This is a genomic window from Myroides sp. LJL116 (assembly GCF_054871685.1).
In genome coordinates this window covers 1-16904 of sequence record NZ_JBTXLR010000025.1, presented here as the reverse complement: position 1 = coordinate 16904, position 16904 = coordinate 1, and the positions used below count along the sequence as shown (strand labels likewise).

General features: G+C 30.8%; 16 protein-coding genes and 2 pseudogenes. 13 read left to right on the top strand and 5 right to left on the bottom strand.

The features are described from left to right. Window positions 1-361 precede the first annotated feature (361 nt). Window positions 362-1561, bottom strand: coding sequence for an erythromycin esterase family protein (locus ACYSNM_RS13070; protein ID WP_461757318.1), 1200 nt, complete (start codon window positions 1559-1561; stop codon window positions 362-364). A 641-nt stretch (window positions 1562-2202) separates the two neighbouring features. Between ACYSNM_RS13070 and ACYSNM_RS13065 the strand changes: the two genes are divergently transcribed. From ACYSNM_RS13065 to ACYSNM_RS13050, 4 genes are all read left to right on the top strand, one after another. Beyond that, entirely contained in the window at window positions 2203-3003 is an 801-nt protein-coding gene (locus tag ACYSNM_RS13065; RefSeq protein WP_461757317.1) for a GLPGLI family protein, read from the top strand. Between the two features lie 293 nt (window positions 3004-3296). Beyond that, window positions 3297-5966 (top strand): hypothetical protein, encoded by a 2670-nt coding sequence (locus ACYSNM_RS13060; protein ID WP_461757316.1) that lies wholly within the window; start codon window positions 3297-3299, stop codon window positions 5964-5966. 27 nt (window positions 5967-5993) lie between these two features. Then, window positions 5994-6191: a hypothetical protein gene (locus ACYSNM_RS13055; protein WP_461757315.1), complete on the top strand. Its 198-nt coding sequence runs from the start codon at window positions 5994-5996 to the stop codon at window positions 6189-6191. A 321-nt stretch (window positions 6192-6512) separates the two neighbouring features. Then, complete coding sequence (locus tag ACYSNM_RS13050; RefSeq protein ID WP_461757314.1) at window positions 6513-6905, top strand: IS3 family transposase; 393 nt, start codon at window positions 6513-6515, stop codon at window positions 6903-6905. Between the two features lie 45 nt (window positions 6906-6950). On the opposite strand, the gene ACYSNM_RS13045 is transcribed toward ACYSNM_RS13050, so the two are convergent. Together ACYSNM_RS13045 and ACYSNM_RS13040 are read right to left on the bottom strand one after the other, a co-directional pair. Further along, window positions 6951-7844, bottom strand: a complete 894-nt coding sequence (locus ACYSNM_RS13045) for an IS3 family transposase (RefSeq protein WP_461757319.1) — start codon at window positions 7842-7844, stop codon at window positions 6951-6953. Continuing rightward, window positions 7838-8152, bottom strand: a complete 315-nt coding sequence (locus tag ACYSNM_RS13040; RefSeq protein ID WP_461755075.1) for a transposase — start codon at window positions 8150-8152, stop codon at window positions 7838-7840. The genes ACYSNM_RS13045 and ACYSNM_RS13040 overlap by 7 nt, the downstream gene beginning before the upstream one ends. 50 nt (window positions 8153-8202) lie before the next feature. On the opposite strand from ACYSNM_RS13040, the pseudogene ACYSNM_RS13035 reads away from it, so the two are divergent. Beyond that, window positions 8203-8346, top strand: a pseudogene (locus ACYSNM_RS13035) (IS3 family transposase); the annotation flags it as partial. 379 nt (window positions 8347-8725) lie between these two features. Here the strand turns inward: ACYSNM_RS13035 and ACYSNM_RS13030 are convergent. Together ACYSNM_RS13030 and ACYSNM_RS13025 are read right to left on the bottom strand one after the other, a co-directional pair. Further along, complete coding sequence (locus ACYSNM_RS13030) at window positions 8726-9424, bottom strand: hypothetical protein (protein ID WP_461757313.1); 699 nt, start codon at window positions 9422-9424, stop codon at window positions 8726-8728. 189 nt (window positions 9425-9613) lie between these two features. After that, entirely contained in the window at window positions 9614-10477 is an 864-nt protein-coding gene (locus tag ACYSNM_RS13025) for a TIR domain-containing protein (RefSeq protein ID WP_461757312.1), read from the bottom strand. Between the two features lie 715 nt (window positions 10478-11192). Between ACYSNM_RS13025 and ACYSNM_RS13020 the strand changes: the two genes are divergently transcribed. The 8 genes and pseudogenes from ACYSNM_RS13020 to ACYSNM_RS12985 form a co-directional block, all read left to right on the top strand. Beyond that, a complete protein-coding gene (locus ACYSNM_RS13020) occupies window positions 11193-11558 on the top strand; it encodes a hypothetical protein (protein ID WP_461757311.1) in 366 nt (121 codons plus the stop codon). 43 nt (window positions 11559-11601) lie between these two features. Continuing rightward, window positions 11602-12129, top strand: coding sequence for an IS66 family transposase (locus ACYSNM_RS13015; protein WP_461757310.1), 528 nt, complete (start codon window positions 11602-11604; stop codon window positions 12127-12129). A gap of 70 nt (window positions 12130-12199) precedes the next feature. Beyond that, window positions 12200-12451, top strand: coding sequence for an IS66 family transposase (locus ACYSNM_RS13010; protein ID WP_461757309.1), 252 nt, complete (start codon window positions 12200-12202; stop codon window positions 12449-12451). A 152-nt stretch (window positions 12452-12603) separates the two neighbouring features. Further along, window positions 12604-12996, top strand: a complete 393-nt coding sequence (locus ACYSNM_RS13005; protein ID WP_461757308.1) for a hypothetical protein — start codon at window positions 12604-12606, stop codon at window positions 12994-12996. A gap of 34 nt (window positions 12997-13030) precedes the next feature. Beyond that, window positions 13031-13186 (top strand): hypothetical protein, encoded by a 156-nt coding sequence (locus tag ACYSNM_RS13000; protein ID WP_461757307.1) that lies wholly within the window; start codon window positions 13031-13033, stop codon window positions 13184-13186. Window positions 13187-13817: 631 nt separating this feature from the next. Further along, window positions 13818-14333 carry a hypothetical protein gene (locus ACYSNM_RS12995; protein ID WP_461757306.1) on the top strand — a complete coding sequence of 172 codons (516 nt, stop codon included), beginning with the start codon at window positions 13818-13820 and terminating at the stop codon, window positions 14331-14333. Between the two features lie 10 nt (window positions 14334-14343). Next, complete coding sequence (locus ACYSNM_RS12990; protein WP_461757305.1) at window positions 14344-16260, top strand: hypothetical protein; 1917 nt, start codon at window positions 14344-14346, stop codon at window positions 16258-16260. 438 nt (window positions 16261-16698) lie between these two features. Next, a pseudogene (locus ACYSNM_RS12985) lies at window positions 16699-16904 on the top strand (IS256 family transposase); the annotation flags it as partial.

Genomic DNA, 16904 nt, shown 5'->3' with positions numbered 1-16904 from the left:
CTGTAAGAGAAGCTACTAGAAAATGGACTATGCCAGTAAGAAACTGGGGAATAATATTAGACCAATTTATGATCCTATATAAAGATAGGGTTAGACTTTAAACAAAACCTAACCCAAGCTTATTTTTGAACTTACACACTTAAAGATACAGTGCCGTTTCCATTTTAAAGCTCAAGGCTTTAAATTAGAATAGCATTTTTTTCTTTGAAATCTTTTTAACCAGCAGCTTTTAAAAAGTTACTGATTAAAACCTAAGTAATGTCTATGTACTGTAAGCTGGTGTTGACTAAATCTCTAGTATCTTTGTACTTTATATTTATAAGTAAGCCTTCATTATATATCTATAAAGACATACTATATATTAATCCATATTAGCATTTCGAATTAGAAAGAGTCCATCTACATTGCTAGCTATATCCATTTCCATAAAGGTATTACCCATCATACGAGAAGTATCACTATTATCTAAAGTGGGCTTATCCCTATTGATACTTAAATACATAGTGTGATCGTTGGAATCATATCTTTGATCAACTGTGTTTTCTATGGAATTAGCTTTTAATTTGGATAGTTTCACTTTCTTTCCAAAATAACCTCTTGTGTTTCCAGAAACTAAGGTATAGGCAATAAAAAAATATTCCTGTGGATATGCCTCATTCAGTCGTTGTCCTAGAGATTTCCAACTAGGAATGGATAAATATTTAGAGGAAATCGTATTTGGACTTTTAATAAAGTGACTTGTAGAACCAAATAAAATCATTTTCTCTTGTGGATATTTATCTTTTAAGTATGCAATATTATTAAACATTAGAGAATCCCTTGTAACATCACTAAGTTTACCATTGTTTCTATCTTCTATGTTTACATGTAGATTGGCTAAGGCTTTATGTAATACTTCATTAGAATCATCTGTTGCTTCTTCTTGGTTTAAATAGCAACTTAGATAATCATAGACAGTAGTATAATCTTTAGTGGTGCGTAAAAGGGCTTTTAGATTTGTAGGGGTTAATCTTTTAAATGCCTTTGAAAATGACTCGAAGTCTACCTGTTCACATTCGATTTCTGTTTTTTTTAAGTTCTTCTGCATTGCCTGGGTTAAAACGGCATGAGAGTCATCTGCAGATAGATTAGAGTCAAAACCAAATACTTTGATATTTTTTCCTTTTTCATTTTGGTCTTTGATATAAAAGAAGAGTTCATCTAGGTGCTCATTTTGTACCATTCTATAGATGGAGGTGTTAAGCTCTTTTATATTGGAAGAAGTTTTAAAATCCTCATAAGCTTTATATAGCTCATAAAGATTAGATTCAACAGCAATTATGGTGTAGTTATGGTTTTCAATTAAGTCCTTCATTAAATCCACTCTTAGTTTACTCGCCGCGTAATCGGAATGAGTGGCATCTCCTAAAGCTATAATTGGTTTTTGTATTATATCACTATACAATAAGTTATTGTCTTCTTCATTTAATGCTTGTGAAAAGCAGCTGCTCCCATATAAAGCCAAGCACAGGAAAAAAAAGGTGTTTTTTAAAACAATCTGCATATTTAATTTATTTTTCATTAGACAATTCGAGTTTAGTAATCGGTCAAAACAAAAACGAAGTAGATCCTATAATTACATTATTGATTAAATACAAAGGTTTATATCGTTGTATTTTGATACTCTAAAGTTTAATACCCCTGGCTTGCATTAAGCGTAGTTATAATATACTCCAAGCATATTATTGTATTTATCAACGTAATAGTAATTGAATTAATTTTCTTCTAATGAAGTATATCTTTTTGATTAAGATATTTGTGTTTGTTTTGTTTAATTGTATTTATTATTGTGATTGATTATTGTTATAAAGTTAATTTTATATATTTAGGTTTTGTTTGAAATAATTAATTTATAATAAAATTAACTATCATTTAGGTGTTTGTTTCCCTCTAGTATAGTAAATAATACTAGGTGGATTTTATTTAGATCTTGTGTAACCCGTGGGGGAAGCTAATAAGTGAAAAGTGGTTCTAAGTAATAGTTATGGTTTCTATTAGCAGCGATAATAGCATAATACTATGTTAAAGTAAATCACCCAAAAAAAAGGTCAAATTAAGCCTATCGTACTTTGACGTGGAAAGCTAATTTAGTCTCTAATGTAAGAAAACAACCAGTCAGATGAGGCCTTTTCCTAACGGACTACTCTATTAAAATATTTAAGTATGCAACAAATTGTAATTTTATCTTTAAGCTTTTTATCTCTTGGTGTTTTTGCTCAAGAACCTAAGGAGAAGCAAAATGTGACCAGATTCGAATATGCGGTATCTGCAAAGAAATCTAAGAAAGACTTAGATAGAGTTTCAAGCGGAATATGCGCATTGGATATAGTAGGGGACGCTATGGTTTTTTATGACACTGAAAATTATAAAAGGAATTATGCAAGAATGAATGCCAAACCAGGACTTTCACCTCAGGAAAGAGGAGCAATAACATTAGGTTTTAGACCTGTCTTTACTTGGATAGTGGTTTCACAGGGGGATGAGAATCGTTTTTATGATGATCTTAATAAAGATTTGTTTTATGTAATTAAAGAGCCTAAAGAGCAGATTAAGTGGGAAATAAACCCACAAGTAGAGTCTTGGAATGAGTATAGTGTGCAACAAGCTACAACAAGCTATGGAGGTAGAGAGTGGACTGTTTTATTCACTCAAGATATACCAGTGCAATCGGGGCCATATGTGTTTACTAATTTACCTGGTATGGTAGTTAAAGCATGGGATTCACAAGAGCACTACGTATTTGAGCTTTTAAGTGGAAAAAGTGCAGAATTAGATTGGCAGGTTTTAGCCTTAGATAAATACAGTGAAAATAGCAGAAAAACTGTCGATAAGGCTATAAAAATAAATGATAATAAAACCGGTTTGCAAATGTTAGAAGACAAAGGAATCAAGATAGGAGAAGCTGGTAGAGCAGGTCTTAGTTCTAAAATAGGAGATTCTAGAAATGATATTTATATGCAATAATTAAACTTTGAAGTTATCTGTTAAGGTTAGAGTAACTATAGTAGCTTGTGTCTTTACTAAGATGGAAAATAATTCTTAACGTATTCATTTTCTAGGTTTCGTTTCTTGGCGTATTCTAATTCTTAGAAAAGACAGTATTATAGGATCAACTATAAAATAGATATTCAAAACCATGGAACTTTTGAATACCTATCCTTTCTTATCTTGAGAAGTTTTCTAAATGTTTTAATCTCAGCATTAAGGAAGTAAGAACAAACACTTTGTTCTTGCTTGCTTAACTATTTGACTTACCTATGGCAAAGTATTTTTTTATTATTTGTTTATTTTTATTGTCTATAACTACTTATGCTCAAGTTAAAGTAGAAGTACAAGGTAATGTCATTGACTCATACGGTAAAGTATTAAAAGGTGCAAGTGTTTCCCTTATTGATCCTGCAACAAATGCTGTACTAACTTATACTACTTCCGATCAGAGTGGTAATTATACTCTTTCTTTACAGACCGAGCTTAAAGAGATTGTTTTGCGTAGTTTATTGTTTAATTACCAAAGGTTTGAGACTACTATTGTTGCGGAGAGCCAAGTTTTTCCAATCTTGCTTGATCCTATGGAAACAAAGTTAGAGGAGATATTTATAAAGGCTTCTCCCATTATACAAAAAAACGATACCATTGTATTTGATTTAAATTCTTTCGCCAGTAAGAACGATAGAGTATTACAGGATGTACTTAAAAAGATGCCTGGTATGGAAGTATTAGAAAGCGGAGAGATTCAATACCAAGGAGAACGTATTAATAAATTCTATGTAGAAGGTAAAGACTTAATGCAAGGTAGTTACTCCGCTATTACAAAAGCATTGCCGAACTTACATATAAGTAAGCTAGAAGTCTATGAAAACCATCAACCTATAAAAATGTTAGAAGGAAAGATTCCTTCCTCTAATCCTGCTATTAATATCCGATTAAAAAACAAAGTGAGTCTGTCGGGTAGTGGTAATGTAGCGGTAGGTGGTGATCCGTTTATATACAATCTTATTGCCTCTCCTATGTTTTTTAGTAAAGGTCTGCAGTTTTTAATCAGTTTTGATTCTAACAATGCAGGATTTCAACCCCAACAAAGGTTCGTTAATTTTTCTATAGCCCAGTCCTTTGATGCATTTCGATATGTCAAAGCAAGCACTAAGCTTCTTTCTATTGCTACATTAGGTAATCCTTCGATTAGTCAAAAGCGTTATTTAAACAATAAAACCAATGCAGTATCGGCTAACTTTTTAAATGAATTTAAAGGGAATACAACTCTAAATACCAATATTTATTATTACAATAACTATATCAAGCAAGACGCATCACAAACCACAAGCATTGCGATGTATAATCCTGTTACAGGTAGCTTTGATCCAATTGTTTACCAAAGAGAAAACGATAACCATTTATTCTCACAAGATCTACAAGCGAAGTTCACCATTACAAAAAATACTAAAGAAAACTATATCAAGAATATTTTAACCTTTGATGTAAAGCACAATAAGGACAGATCCTTAATGCTTTTAAATAAGGAGCCAATTAATCAAAGTCTTACTTTTCCTAATTTTAATATACAAAACACCTTTTCAAGTCTAATCCCTGTGGGAAGTAAACGGTTTGCTAACTTTAGAAGTTTGGTAGACTACGGGCAGGACAAACAAAACTATTTTGTAGAGACCCATGGTAATCTAATTCTCAACGATCCTTTGATACAGGGGTATAATGAATTTAAGCAGCGTTATGATCACAAGAACTTCTATACCCATAACGCTATTTCTATGTCTTGGGTGATTAAAAGATGGACGCTAACAAGTGAGTACAGTATTCAATATGAGTCGGCTGATTTTAATACTAAGTTATTCGGAATAGATAATGGGATGGAGAACTTATTTACTCCTAGTTATACTAACGACCTTTCCTATTCCCAGGTAATTAATGAATTAAGTAATTCTCTTTCTTTTGAGAGTAGAAAATGGAAGCTGAGATTTTCTCTTCCTCTAGCTATGTATAATTTTAGCTTAAAGGATAAGGTAGAAAAGGATAGAAATAGTAAAAACCAGTTTAACTTTTTGCCTTCTGCCCAGTTAAACTATACGCTTAACTCTATGTGGACATTAAGAGGAGGGTCAAGTCTTTCTAAGAGTTTTACACCCCTTAATCAACTATATCCTAATTTCGTATTTTCAGGATTGAACTTCTCTGCTTACCAAAGTAAAATACACGACAGTAGAACTTGGTCAAACAATGCAGTTGTAGAGTTTAAAAACCCTTTTAATGGAATTTTTGCAAATGCTAGAGCGTTATATTTTACCGTTGATAAGAATATATTGCTAAGTCAAGAAATACAAGAAAACGGACAGCAGATTATAAAGGCAATAGATAAAGATAACACTACTACGTCCTTAACTACTTCCGTAACTTTGGGTAAATTCTTTAGTGATCTATCCACCAACGTAAAGCTAGGATTTAATAATAGGCATAGTAAAAGCTATGTAATTTTAAATAAGGAGTTCTCTAAAGTAAAAAACAATAATACTTCTTATAGCCTTAGTTTAACGAATAACTATCTGTCATGGCTGAATGTAAACTATGAGTTTTCCTATGGACAAAATAGCAGAAATAGCTTGAATACTAAAGTATATACCTACCAGAACTCCTCTGTAGTAAAAGTAGATGTTATTCCTCTAGAGAGTCATAGTATTAGTTATGGATTAGACTACAGAGAAAGCGTATTTAATTCACAGGTATTCGCCAATCGTTTTATGGATTTACAATACCGCTATCAATGGAATAAAAGAAAGATTGACTTAGAGCTAGAATGGCAAAATATATTAAACCAAAAAGAGTATAGCCAGGTAATCATAAATGAAATACAAACCACTTCAAGTAAGTATACTATTCGCCCATCGCAAATACTTTTGCGTGTGAGGTTTACTTTTTGATTTATTTAAATAAAAGCAAAAATAAATATGATAGAAGCTGAAAGTTTTTCTTTAATAGCTTTCTTCGTACTTGTGAAAATTTTATTTTATAAAGTGGTTGGTGGGGCTTTTTTCCTATTTTGTAATTTTAACGATTATTTAGAAAGATATTTTATTAGAATGAAATTTCAAGCAGGATATATTTTAGATGGAGTATTGGGGTTCATAACTTTGTTCGGAGAGTAAGTTAAGCTAAAAACTTATCTTTGAAATTTGTGTTGTACAAGAAAAAACTATGGTGCTGAATTTAAACGTCATGCAGTAAAATTAGCTAACGAAAGAAAAAATTAATCTGAATTAGCTAGGGAGTTAGGTATCAGCCCAACATTATTATACAAATGATGTTCGGAAGAAAAGGAATTTGGTCAAGGTAGTTTTCCTGAAATGGTAATCTAAAACTTACCCCAGAACAAGAAAGAATTAGAGAGCTTGAAAAGAAGCCAGACGATGTTGAATTAGAACACGAAATATTAGAAAAACTCTAGGTATTTTCTCCAAAACCGACAAATGATTTACACTTTCATCTGCGATTATAAAAGTGAATTCTCGATTGGAAAAATGTGTCAGGTATTAGAGGTCAGTGCTAGTAGTTATTATCATTGGATGCGTTCTCCAAAAGATAACCAAAAGCAAGCTAAAGAAGATCTTAAACAAACTATATCAGACGTTTACTTTGAGTTTAGACAACGCTATGGGAGTCTTCGATTAACTGCTGAATTAAAAGTTAGAGGAATTAAGATATCGGAACCAAATGTAGCTAAGTATATCAAAGAGTTAGGATTAAAGAGTAAGCTAGCGAAGGAATTTCGTATTACTACAGACAACACAATCCTTGTAGCCTTTAAAATGGCTAAGAAAAACAGTACTTTTAATAAAGAATTAATCTGTTATTTGTTTTGACCCCTATAAACCTAGAGTATTTTTAAGTTTTTAAAGTATAATGTTTTAGGCTGCTTTTTTCTTGCTTAAAATCAAGTGTTTATCCATTTCCCATTTCTCCATCGGAGTGATTTTTCCAAGCAAGCCATGTAGTCTTTTGTTATTATAAAACACTACGTAGTTCTTTAATATTTGTTCTATTTGTCCAAAAGTAAAGTATTCGAACTTGGTAAAAACTTCTCTCCTTAAAGTACCATGGTAGGCTTCTATATGAGCGTTTTCCTCTGGTGTTGCTACGTGTGTAAACTCCTGTGATACACCTACTAAAGAAAGATATTCTCTTACATTTTTAGCAATAAACTGACTTCCGTTATCTGATCTAATCACTACATTTTCAGGGTAATCTAACTCCTCAAAAAGATCTGATAGTAGTTCTATTACCTGTTTTTGTTTAATATTAAAGCTGAAGTAGTCTTTTAATATTCTACGACTGTGTACGTCAATTACAGAAAGTAAGTACGCATTTTTTCCCTTTTGTGGTATCCATACCATTTTAATATCCATTTCGATACATTCTAAAGGTCTTGTAGTCTTTACCTTACGATGCTGAACATATTTCTTATCGGAATGATCTCTAGTTATACGAGTTTGTAAAAGCTTAGCAGATTTCATGATACGGTATACTTTTTTATGATTAATAGTGTATCCATCGCGTTTAAGATACTCGCTCATTATACGGTAACCACAATCCATAAAATCGTCCTCTAAAAGCTCTTTAATTGACTCTATAACAGCTTGTTCATTAACCCATCCTCTGGTTTTATGATAGGTTAATAAAGTAGCTTTATTACCTTTTGGTTTGCCAGAACCTTTGAAATAGTAGGTACTTTCACTTAAGCCAACCCAAAGTATTAGTTTAGCTCTACTAACTTGGTATTTAGCATAAAAGCTGTCTACCAGATCTTTTTTGGATCGGATGTCCCAAACTTTTTTTTTAGTAGTTCACGTTGAACTTCTAGCTCTATTTCTTTATCACTTAGAAGCTTACGAAGAATCTTATTCTCTTCTTCTGCTTTTTTAAGTTCTTTTGATTTATCAGATACAGCAGGCTTTAATCCCGATTCTCCCTGAGAATCGAATTTCTTCTTCCATGAGTAGAAAGTACCTGTACTTAAACTGTGTTTACGACAAGTTTCTATTGCCCCGTATTCTTCTGCTTCCTGTAAAATTGATAGCTTTTCCGATAAGCTCCATTTCTTGTATTTCATAAGTCCAAAGTTATGTAATTAATTTATTAATTTCACTCCAGCTTATTTAGGGGCTAATATATTATTCTGACCAAGGTGTTCAATATGCAAATACAAAATTCATTAATTACTTGGATTCCTTTGGGGTAATAAGAAGCATGAGTGGTAAAGGTAATTGCTGGGATAACGCAGTAACAGAAAGTTTCTTTAAATCTAGTCTTTTTAGCCAATAATTAAAGGTGGGGCGTTTTATATTTTGACCCTCATAATAAGCACTTTATGTTAAACCACTTTGCTTCCAATTCTTTACATGTTGGATCATAATCTCTTGTTTGCTCACAACTATACTATTTACAGTCATACTTAAAACCTTTGGTTATGCTAGACAAGATGGGGCTCGGGCGGAAACAAATTTATGACTTTTGGGGCTTAAATTGGAGTAGGGTCTATTTTTCACTACAGAGGCCATTTTGCAAAAATATATGTTATTAGGAATTCTGTTTTTGTGGTTTATATAAAAGTTCTTGAATTCCATTTAACGGCATGAATTCACAATCTCGTATATTTTTAATTTGATTTTTATTTAAAAAGTGCTTATTTCATCTTTAAATTTCTTTTGTAAGCTATCTTATACATTTCATTGTTTATAGTTCTGTTGGTTGGTAATGTTGCTAGATACAAATTTTCTAAGTCTGTTACAATATCTGTATAAATGTTGTCAACACACCCAAGCAATAGAAAGCAAAATGAGTCAAACGAATACGAAAATTTATTATTTGGATAAACTCCCCCCATATTCACGCTTTTGTTATTTTGAGTTTCAAAGAAAGTTGCAAGGTCTTTAAAGTTTGTCTGAAAAACTTGTGTTAGCTGTTCTTTATTTGAAATAGAAAAATTAAAGTCATAAAGTTGTTTGAAAAGTTTATATCGTACTCTTATAAATTCTCTTTTCATATATGGATCGTATTTCTCAATTTCAATAAATCGAATGTCAAGCACCGTTTTCCAATCAGAAAATCTGTCTTGCTGTAATTTGTAAATATTAGCATCTGTCGCAACTTTCAAGCGAAGAAGTCCAAAGTAGGCTGCGATTGTCGCAACGGTTGCAGTAAACAGCGCTTTATATTGTCCAAATGCAGTTAGGTATATGTTAATACCGTCAGGGGAAAATGAAAACGAATATTTGTTGCTTAATTTCCAATGAATAGTTACCAATGCCATCATGGACATAATCACTAAAATTATAATGATTGTCAAAAGTAGTCGGTTAAATATTTTTGTTCTATCTGTCATTTGGTGTGCCGTCTTAAAGTCACTAATGATGTATTAATTCCTAGGGGAATGGCGAAAATTGAAAGCAAAAGTTTCAAATCAACACAACCTAGGGTAAAAGCCGATTATATTGGCTTTTGTGGGCTATAAAATTAAGTTTCTATCTTAAGAGAAATAAGCCGATTTTTAAAACACATGTTAGGTGATGTGTTATTGAATGACAAGATTCATGTCAATTTCATAGTCAGAATTTCTTAATTCTTTTGCAATAGCTACTTGCCAAGCTTTGTGATAATCTAATGGAATATAGACAACTCCCGAAATATCATTTGGTGTTTCAATCTGATCTTTCACCAATGCGCAAACATTGTTACGTCCTATTTTTCCAATCAAATATCCATGTTCGAACACTACATTTTGACGAGCTCTGAATTTTAATTCGTCCTTATTGTTCTTGTTGCTTCCAATATCACATGGGGTATAAAGTACAATGCCAAAGCCAACATTTGAAAATTCTTCAATTTTTTCGATAATGGTTTTTCCAGAATTTGCTTGTTCATGTAAAATAATTGCTTTAAGACCCAATTTTTCAATAAATCTTGCAACTTCATTTTTAGCTAAATCATCATGACCATGAACTATAAAAACTTTTGATTTATCCAATCCACTTGACTTTTTTGTTACATGCTTAACAAGACTTGATTTGATATATTCTTGAGAGTTCTTAAAAACTTCTTTTGTTATGTCATTTGTATATTTATCACCTTTAACAGTATCTTCAGGTGAGATATACATTATTATTCCAGGACCTAGGCTATCATTTGCATGTCTAGAACATTCTTTAGAAGTCAGCTCAGATTCTTTCACAACGACTCTTATAATATCTTTATGTTCAAGAAAATATCCGTCAAATTGAAAAACTTGTTTTTCTAAATAAGGAATAATTATATCATCTTCTATCTCTTGTAAATTAGTTTTGTCTAATTCTAAGTATTGTCTATTTGTCTGAGATTTACCAATCTTTTCTTTTGTTTCTATTAATACGTGATAATACATTTGTTTATTTATATTCATAAAGTTACTTTTTTGGGTTGTGTTTAAGTATTTCGACTAATATTTTATTTAGAAATAATATAACTATTTGTGTCGTAATAAACGATTATAATGGTGTTATATAAAATAAATATGTTAAATAGATTGTTTTTTATGTTAATAATATGCTTAAATATACTAGTTTAGTATATGACGAAGTAATTTAATCCACGACTAATTTTTTTAAAAAAGGGATTTCAATATGTACAACTTATAATATTTCAAAATATCCAGAAAGAATCTTATAATTTGTCTTCAAACATATAAAAATATTTTTATAATAAAATATTTTTCCAAAATATTTTGATTTTACCTCGTACTTAAGGAAAAACTAACGACTTTGGAGTAGTTTTCTAACCCTTGGTAAGGTGGATATTCCACTCCAAACTGGTTCTTGTCCACTTTTAGCACTAAATAATTCCAAAAAAGCAAGATGTTTACTCAGTAAATCAAGTCTTTATTTGTATCTACGAGTTGGTTTTTTAATTGATCTAGAACTTTCAAGGTTATTTCGAGGGTTAACGAAAGAGATAAAATAACACTTCTTGTTACTTCTAGGGCTTAGGGTTAAAGAAGGCATTTGCCCTAATTATGAACTACCACCCAAAAAGGTATATAGTTACTTTAATGTATCCACCCGTGCCAGATACTTGACAGCCTAAACTAAGATAGTAAGTTTGCTTCAAATAATAAAGAGATGAGCAAACAAGAAATTATGTATTCTCATGTAGAGAGTTGGAGACAAAGTGGTTTAACAGAAGGGGGGCACTGCGAAGAACAAGAAGAAGTAATTAAACAAGAGATTACATATCCTAGATCTAAGGAAAAACACCCAGGAAGAGCTAGTCTTCATAATCACTTACGTTTGGAGGAAATAGAAATTTATCCAGAGGGTGCTCTATCCGATAAGGTATGTATAGATACAGCAACTACCGATGTATTAGACTACGTTCTAGACTACTTTAAAATCAAGCGATACATCCGATATAAATACGCCACTAAATACAAAGAAAACACACAAATCAGTATTAGACTGCTTCCAGGTAGAACCATCGGTAAATGAATGCCTTCAGAAGGACTTATAAGCACCATACTTGTAGATAAATATGTGGACTACCCCCCCCCACACACTTTATAGACAGAAACAACGCTTCTCAAGAGAGAACATTGATATAGCTTTTTCTACTATAGAAGGTTGGGCGACCCAAGGTATGGAGGCTTTAAAACCACTATATGAGAAACTTATAATGGACATTAAAAACGAAGTTTATCTTCAATTAGATGAAACCACTATCAAGGTTTTGGATGAGAAAAAGAAAGATAAATCTCATCTAGGGTATTATTGGACCTATCTTGCTCTTACATCTAAGCTGATGGCGTTTAATTACACCCCAACTTGTGCTAGTAGCGCTGAGCTACCTGTATTAGAAAACTTCCAAGGATATTTGCAAACCACTGGTTATAGCGAATACAAAGCTTATGGACAAAAGTCAGGTGTTACACATATTGGCTGTTGGGTGCATGCTCATCGTGAGTTTGAAAGAACCTTAGATAATAACAAAAATAAAGCCCAGCATTTACTAGAACAAATACAAAAACTGTATGCTATAGAAAGAGAAGCTAAAAGAAAGTAACTTAACCTCATAGCAAATAAAAGAATTTAGATTATAAAAATTACCTATAAACAATGAACTAGGCAAATATATGTTCACCCAAATTAAAGTTACTTTACCTAAAAGTAAAATAGGTAAAGCCTTTGTTTACTCTCAAAGTAGATGGGATAATCTAAGTACGTACTTATACGATGGAAATTTAGGAATAGACAACAATCTTGTTAAAAATGTAATCAGACCTATAGTACTCGGGCGCAAAAACTTTCTCTTTGCAGGATCTCATGATACAGCGCAAAAGGCATCAATGGTATACACCTTTTTTGTAAACTGTGAAAAAACATGACGTACCCTCCTATATATGGTTAAAATACGTTCTTGAAAATATCCAATCCATCAATCACAAGGATATTGCGAATCTATACCTACATAACTACAGAAAACTTAACTTAGATACAATAGAATAATTATTTAATCCTATAGAATGTACTTGCTCGGGTGGATACCCTTGGAGAAGTTCTACTTTATGACAGATTAATTAAAATTAGAATATCTAGAAGTAAAAACAGAAATAATGACCTCTATTGGGGAAAAGAATTAGTAAAACAATATCAATTAACATCAGAAGCCATTTCTATCCATAATATTTGGATTCAAGATACTACATCTAATAAAGATGCTGCTCTAAAAGTTATTGAAAAAGGTACATTTAAGCCAATCAGATATAAAATTTTCCCTTTATTCTATTTACTTGGATGTATAGGTACTTTAGATCCACTAAAGAAATTACCTGAATTAAATAAAACTCCAAATGAAATTATATCATTTTTAGATAATATTCTTATTAAATTTGGTGAAGATTATGGACTTCCTATTTTAGCCCCTAAATAAGCTGGGGTGAAATTAATTACATAACTTTGGAATTATGAAATATGAGAAATGGGGCTTATCGGAGAAGCTATCCATTTTACAGGAATCAGAAGAAATTGGGGTAATAGAAATTTGTAGTAAACTTAGTTTAATACAGGTACTTATTACTCATGGAAGAAGAAATTTGACTCTCAGGGAGAATCAGGATTAAAGCCTGTAGTATCTGATAAATCAAAAGGACTTAAAAAAAGCAGAAAAAGAGAATAAGATTCTTTGTAAGCTATTAAGTAATAAAGAAATAGAGTTAGAAGTTCAACGTGAACTTCTAAAAAAAGTTTGGGACATCCGCTCCCAAAAAGATCTGGTAGACAACTTTTATCGTAAATACCAAGTTAGTAGAGCTAAACTAATACAGTGGGTTGGCTTAAGCGAAAGTAGCTAGTATTTAAAGGGTTCTGGCAAACCAAAAGGTAATAAAGCTACTTTATTAACCTATCATAAACCCCAAGGATGGGTTAATGAATAAACTGTGGTAGATCCAATTAAAAATATTTTAGAGGACGATTTTATGGATTGTGGTTACTGTATTAAGTAGTGCTTTATAATAACAAAAGACTACAAGGCTTGCTTGGAAAAATCACTCCAATGGAGAAATGGAAAATGGACAAACACTTGATTTTACACAAAAAAAAACAGCCTAAAACATTATACTTTAAAAATTATAAAACACTCTAGCTTTATAGGGGTTAAACATTATATGTATTCTTATTTTTATGCAGATTCCCTTATTTGTACTATATAATATAGTATATTGCAGGACTTTTTATTCTAAATAAAAAAAAATGGGCAGAAAATTAATATTGACTAGATACATTTTAAAATTGTTATTTGATTGGTATGTTGAAGAAAATAATACACAGGATAATGATCTTACTGTTCTAAAAACTCTGAAATTGTTTTTCTTACTTGGTACAATCGATACTGAAGAGGAAAATAATCTTATTTCTTTTGGGTTCGACCAATATTCAGCTTTACCATTAGGGCCGGTCGAAATGGAGGTTTATAATGATTTTCAAGAGAATCTTAGGGATGTAGTAACAAGAGAAGGATTAATTATACAAAATTTAGAATATCATGAGATAGATTTTACTGATAAAGAATTAATTGAAAGTCTTGTTTCAAAACTAAAGCTACAAAATAAAAGATTGATAAGTGCTTCTGCTTCATATTTAGTTAATCTAACTCATAAATATTCCTCTTGGATAATTAGTATTAACAAGGCAAGAAGTGAAGGCGTTAATAGTGCACCGATGGATATTAAGTATATTCGAACAGAAGAGAAATTTTATTACTTGTAAATTAAAAGAATTGGAAGTAGATTGTATTAGCGTTTTTTTTAAAGAATTAAAAGATTATTTTATTACTAATAGTGAAAATGGGCAATTAACTAGTAGTGAATTAGATTTGGAGGTATTCAGTAAGCTAGATTCCTTTCTAATGCATTTTATAATAGAAGGAAATTTTGTTAAATATATACATATAGTTGAAAAACAAATTGAAGAAAAAGTAGAGGAATTTACAAATTCAATTTTGACTTCAAATTTTAAATTGGATCAGAATATAGCTACAATTGTAATAGGATTAAATGCCTTTATTAAAGAGTTTTCAAAAATACTAATTCAATTTTTAAACATTATTGAATCTTATTCAGAAGTTTCCAATCACGTAGTTCATAAATATAATACATTTATAGAAACGGATAATAAATCGCTAAAGGTTCTTTGTGAATATTGTAATCTATTTATACTTGATTACAGTATTTCCGATGATAGAGGTTTTTTAAAAAAATTAAAAATTCAATATAGTAGATTTAACAAAGTTCAAATAGATTATCCTCCTTTTAATCATCGTAAGATATTTGAGCATAAGTATTATTTACTTAGATATAAATGGTTAAAAAGACAGAAGTACAATAGGATTTTTCTAAAGGAAAAAATTAGAAATGACTATTCTGAGAAAATCGTACTGAATGACGAAATTATTGATTTAGATAAAAAGATCTTAATTGGAGAGCCTTATTATAAATCATATAAGGAATGGATAGACAAAATAGAGTATCATTATTTTGAAGGTAAGGTAGGTGCAATAAATACTTTAAAAGAAAATTTAGATAAAAAAGAAAATTTAAATAGTTATGAAATTTATCTAAGTATAAAAAAGCTTAAAGATGAGGATGAGGACTTAGGTAAATTACTATTAGTTAAGGACCAAATTGAGTCTTGTGAAACGAAAGGGTACTTAAAGGAGAAGAGTTTGTTCTATTTGTATAATAATTGTTTTTCTTTATTTATTCTTGACGAAAATAAAACTTTTGTTGATGTGACAAAAGAGTACAAAAGATTGCAGAAAATATTTAATAAAAAAGGTAATCATAATTTTTTCATTCACTTAAAGTATTTAACTTATGTAGTTTCAAGATTACAAGATAATAGTCAGGATTTGCCTGAGGGTATTGATTTTTCTGAAATTTATAAGAGTATGGAAAAATGTAAAAGTAACTTTCAATGGTGCATCCAAGGGTTAAATTTAATCTATGATTTTTCGTTTGATGAAAGTTTTGTTACCATAGAAGGAGTAGATGTTTATCACGCCTCGTCCTTCTCTCTGCCTTTGAGTGTTATAGAGAATGAGTGGAAGATTCAAGAGGTTGAGCGTAATTTAAGAAAATGCGAATACGAATACGATAGAAGGAAGCTTAGTGAGAATATTAGGGACCAGAATAATACTTTAGTTACCAAAATAGAAAGTCTTAATAATAAGTCAATTCAGACAATAACCATTTTTACTGCAATTATTTCTTTTATTGTTGGTACAGTAAGTGTTTATAAGTTTATAGAGTCATTTTTGCAAGCATTAATAACTATGATAGCTTTCGGTGTTTCTATATCTATTTTTGTTTTTTTAGTTTTTTTAAGTACACGCGGTATAGAACAAATAAAAAAGTATCGTACTTATATAATGATAATTTATGGTGCATCTCTGCTTTTAATGGGGGGATTATTTTGGTTAATGACAATTGATAAGTTAAAATTACCAACTCCTCAAAGATATTTATATCAACAGGAATTAGATAGTATTACAAAAGCTTATCAGGAAGATATTCTTCAGCTCCAAAAAGACAATTATAAAATAAGAGAGAAGTATAAAAACATAGAAAAATTGGAATCAGAATTAAGACAAGAAGTTGAGGCTTTTAAACGAAAAAAAATTTGGTACCTTTTTTAGAAAGAATAGACACTGTACCATAGACTGTGTAAGTATAAAAATCTGCTTGGGTAACTAAGCAGGTTTTTTTATATATTTAATATTAAGACAGTTATGGATACAAAGAAAATTATCTCCGATGAAGTTTTCAAGGGCTTAAAGACTAAACAAGACTTGATCTTCCTTTTTTTAAGTATTTACAAAAACGTGCAATTGAATGTATGTTAGAAGGTGAGTAAAATGCCCACTTAGACTATAATAAACACGATCTTAGAAAAGATCAAAACGCACGTAATAGTTGTACTACAAAGACCATTAAAAGTGATTTAGGAGAAGATGTAATTAAAGTGCTTCGTGTCTCGTCCTGAAAAAACGACACTGTACCATAAACTGTGTAAGTATAAAAATCTGCTTGGGTAACTAAGTAGATTTTTTTATATATTTAATATTTAGACAGTTATGGATACAAAGAAGATTATCTCCGATGAAGTTTTCAAGGGCTTAAAGACTAAAGAAGACTTAACGTCCTTTTTTAAGTATTTACAAAAACGTGCAATTGAATGTATGTTAGAAGGTGAGTTAAATGCCCACCTAGACTATGATAAACATGATCTTAGAAAGGATCAAAACGCACGTAATGGTTATACTACAAAGACCATAAAAAG

What these genes read in the sequence shown, in the direction of transcription:
- ACYSNM_RS13015 (WP_461757310.1), top strand. Translation starts at nt 11,602, where the DNA reads ATGTGGACTACCCCCCCCCACACACTTTATAGACAGAAACAACGCTTC.
- ACYSNM_RS13040 (WP_461755075.1), bottom strand. Translation starts at nt 8,152, where the DNA reads ATGAAATACAAGAAATGGAGCTTATCGGAAAAGCTATCAATTTTACAG.
- ACYSNM_RS13030 (WP_461757313.1), bottom strand. Translation starts at nt 9,424, where the DNA reads ATGACAGATAGAACAAAAATATTTAACCGACTACTTTTGACAATCATT.
- ACYSNM_RS13010 (WP_461757309.1), top strand. Translation starts at nt 12,200, where the DNA reads ATGTTCACCCAAATTAAAGTTACTTTACCTAAAAGTAAAATAGGTAAA.
- ACYSNM_RS13065 (WP_461757317.1), top strand. Translation starts at nt 2,203, where the DNA reads ATGCAACAAATTGTAATTTTATCTTTAAGCTTTTTATCTCTTGGTGTT.
- ACYSNM_RS13000 (WP_461757307.1), top strand. Translation starts at nt 13,031, where the DNA reads ATGAAATATGAGAAATGGGGCTTATCGGAGAAGCTATCCATTTTACAG.
- ACYSNM_RS12995 (WP_461757306.1), top strand. Translation starts at nt 13,818, where the DNA reads ATGGGCAGAAAATTAATATTGACTAGATACATTTTAAAATTGTTATTT.
- ACYSNM_RS13025 (WP_461757312.1), bottom strand. Translation starts at nt 10,477, where the DNA reads ATGAATATAAATAAACAAATGTATTATCACGTATTAATAGAAACAAAA.
- ACYSNM_RS13070 (WP_461757318.1), bottom strand. Translation starts at nt 1,561, where the DNA reads ATGAAAAATAAATTAAATATGCAGATTGTTTTAAAAAACACCTTTTTT.
- ACYSNM_RS13050 (WP_461757314.1), top strand. Translation starts at nt 6,513, where the DNA reads ATGATTTACACTTTCATCTGCGATTATAAAAGTGAATTCTCGATTGGA.
- ACYSNM_RS13020 (WP_461757311.1), top strand. Translation starts at nt 11,193, where the DNA reads ATGAGCAAACAAGAAATTATGTATTCTCATGTAGAGAGTTGGAGACAA.
- ACYSNM_RS13060 (WP_461757316.1), top strand. Translation starts at nt 3,297, where the DNA reads ATGGCAAAGTATTTTTTTATTATTTGTTTATTTTTATTGTCTATAACT.
- ACYSNM_RS13055 (WP_461757315.1), top strand. Translation starts at nt 5,994, where the DNA reads ATGATAGAAGCTGAAAGTTTTTCTTTAATAGCTTTCTTCGTACTTGTG.